This is a genomic window from Aureibaculum marinum, assembly GCF_003813905.1.
Lineage (GTDB): Bacteria > Bacteroidota > Bacteroidia > Flavobacteriales > Flavobacteriaceae > Aureibaculum > Aureibaculum marinum.
In genome coordinates this window covers 1-2,551 of sequence record NZ_RPFJ01000059.1, presented here as the reverse complement: position 1 = coordinate 2,551, position 2,551 = coordinate 1, and the positions used below count along the sequence as shown (strand labels likewise).

Sequence of the window (2,551 nt, the reverse complement as noted above, 5' to 3'; positions counted from 1 at the left end):
GTCGATTAGAGTGAAAGTAATACCCTTTATCTAATACAATGTCTCGGTTATTTTACTTCTTATTTCTCTCCATATTCATTGGATTTTACGAACATCCGTATTAATAACTCCTAACGTGATTGTATAAGAATAGTTGCGGGTTTGTATGCGAGGAATTTCCGAAGGAAATTCAGACGTTACAAACACGAAACGCCCTTTGATTAAGCACTAAACCGCAATTATTTTTATACGTTGTTGCCATTTCGTTGTTTTTTTAGTTCAAATTTTCAATCAAATCCCGATTTTCATATTCAGCTTTTGAGTGAGTTCAATCAGCGTTTTATTCCGCAATATTTTCAATTCAGATTGAGTGAGTAATTCCGCAACTTGCTAAATTCCGCATTTAGTTCATTTTTTTTGTTTTCAATTCAGATTGCGATTCCGAAAACCTGCTAAACTCAGATTTAAATTATTTTGTTGTTTTTCCAACTTTTCCTGTCAAAAGTAGTCCAATCCCACCACCAATTAATATTCCAGAAATAAAGTCAGTTGCATCATTTTCTACAGCAAATTTGATTACAATTCCGATTACTAAAATTACTAATCCAATAATTCTTATTTTATTCATTTTTTTATTCAGTTTTGAGTGCGTTCAGCAATGAATGGCAACGTTTATGTATAAGATTAGTTGCGTTGTTTAAGCACCTAATTTAGCAAATACAAACCGAATAGAAAATCCGCGAGGATTTTCGTAAGTAGGCTTGAACTAGCAATAAATTATATATGGTGTTGTACATAGTGCTTTTTTAATAGCTTTCAAATTCATAGTAATAATTTTCACCATTCGAAAAGTCATATTCTAAATTTCGTTTGTTCGCCCAAATTTGCTGTTTTGAGTATTTAATTTCAATTATAGATTTCTTTCCATAAGACTCTTTTTGTAATGTATAACCATCTTTTCTATAATTGTATTTTTCAATAATAACTGGTTTTTCAGAATTTTCTCTGTAGCTATAACTTTCTAAAATTCTCCTTTTTTTGTCAAAAAATAAAGTATCTTTAATTACAAAAGCTGTTTTATAGTTTGGTTCTTTTACAGGGTCAAAGTCCCAAGCATAAATTGTAACATATTTTTTTTGTCTTAACTCTTTGGTTTCTGTAATTGAAATAATTAAAGAGTCAGAATCATAAAATATTCGTTTTTCAGTTTTCTTTTTCTTGTTATAATTATATTTTGAAAAAGGAAGTGCGATACAAGTATCAGAACTTATAAAATACTCACAATTAGTTTCTAGTTTCTTTCTGTTTTTATAATAAGTTATATTTTTTATTCTATTTCTAAAAGTTTTTGAAATGATATCATAACCACCGAAACGAACTTCTTTAATTAAACGACCTCTATTGTTAAAATAACTCTTTCTAACTTTAATAATCGTGTCAATTTCTTTTCTGAATTCAGTAATTGCTTTTGTCTTTTGAGAAAAACTCAAGAAAGAACTTAGTAATATGAATATGAGTATGAGTTTTTTAAGCATTATGTACAACGGTCTGGCTATACGCAGTGCTGGATTGAGAAACTGATCTTCGAATCTAGTACTGAGGTGAGCCAAAGTTTTGGTTTAAGTTAATTTTCATTTTACAAAACGCAAAAGCGGAGCTTTGGCGGGTGGTGAGCTCAGAAGCTTCGGCACCACCGCAGCCGCATTGCGTATAGGTTATGTTGGCATTAGTCTTTCTTTTTCCAACAATCCTTTTAGTTCATTATTGATTCTTACTGTTTTAAGTATGTTTTCCTCAAATTCGGCTAAAGTCGTAATTTCGATGAGATTATCATCTAATTCAAAATCTATCTTTGCTTCATTGAAAATGGCTCTTTTCCGAGAAGTCAGCATGTTATAAGCAGCCCAAACTCCCATTCTGTTATCGTTCATGAATGCATCAAAAGCATTGATAGTCTCTTGATTCCAGACTAGTCCTTTTGGTTCATATGCTAGAAATTCTTGGGTTACCGTCTCTGAAAGTTTAAGAGCTGCAATCGATTCGGATAGAACTAGTTTTAGTTTATTATAAGCAATTGGGTTTATGTCCCAATGATGCGTATTAAGTAAAACTAACTCTCTCAATATCTCTCTTTGTTTCTCTGAGTGATCGTTATTGAAAAAAAAATCAAAATCAATCTCTACTGATTTTATTCTTTCAATAATTGGATTTAGACAGAGACCAACGGCTATATTCTCTCTTAATAAGTGTGAGAATTCTGATAGACTGATTTTACGAATGTCTTTGTGCAATATTTTATCAGTCTTTTTCGAGACTCTGTTAGTCACTGATGTGTAGTGCGTTATTAGTATTTTCTTTTTAAACAATCCGTTCTTTTTCGATTAATGCCAATAAGATGTGTAAAGATAGTAAAACGTTAGTTTTATTCTCTTTACATAGTGTTAGTTGTTGTTAATACGGAACTCAAAGGAAGTTTCCTTTGAGTTAGTGAGTAAAATAACTTCGCCTCTATGGATTTTAGCTTCGCTAAAAAACGTAGAGTGGAAGATTGTAATGCCCAATAAACTTGACT

Annotated in this window: 3 protein-coding genes; all 3 read right to left on the bottom strand. The window is 31.1% G+C overall.

All coding sequences use genetic code 11. The annotated features are described in order from the left end of the window. Window positions 1-448 precede the first annotated feature (448 nt). Window positions 449-607, bottom strand: a complete 159-nt coding sequence (locus EGM88_RS15850) for a hypothetical protein (RefSeq protein ID WP_162497591.1) — start codon at window positions 605-607, stop codon at window positions 449-451. 178 nt (window positions 608-785) lie between these two features. Beyond that, window positions 786-1,469: a hypothetical protein gene (locus EGM88_RS14605; RefSeq protein WP_038528923.1), complete on the bottom strand. Its 684-nt coding sequence runs from the start codon at window positions 1,467-1,469 to the stop codon at window positions 786-788. A 225-nt stretch (window positions 1,470-1,694) separates the two neighbouring features. Next, window positions 1,695-2,270: a hypothetical protein gene (locus EGM88_RS14600; RefSeq protein ID WP_123899165.1), complete on the bottom strand. Its 576-nt coding sequence runs from the start codon at window positions 2,268-2,270 to the stop codon at window positions 1,695-1,697. Window positions 2,271-2,551: the final 281 nt, after the last annotated feature.

Bases quoted from the DNA above. Each gene is read 5' to 3' on its own strand.
- EGM88_RS15850 (WP_162497591.1), bottom strand. From the start codon at position 607: ATGAATAAAATAAGAATTATTGGATTAGTAATTTTAGTAATCGGAATT.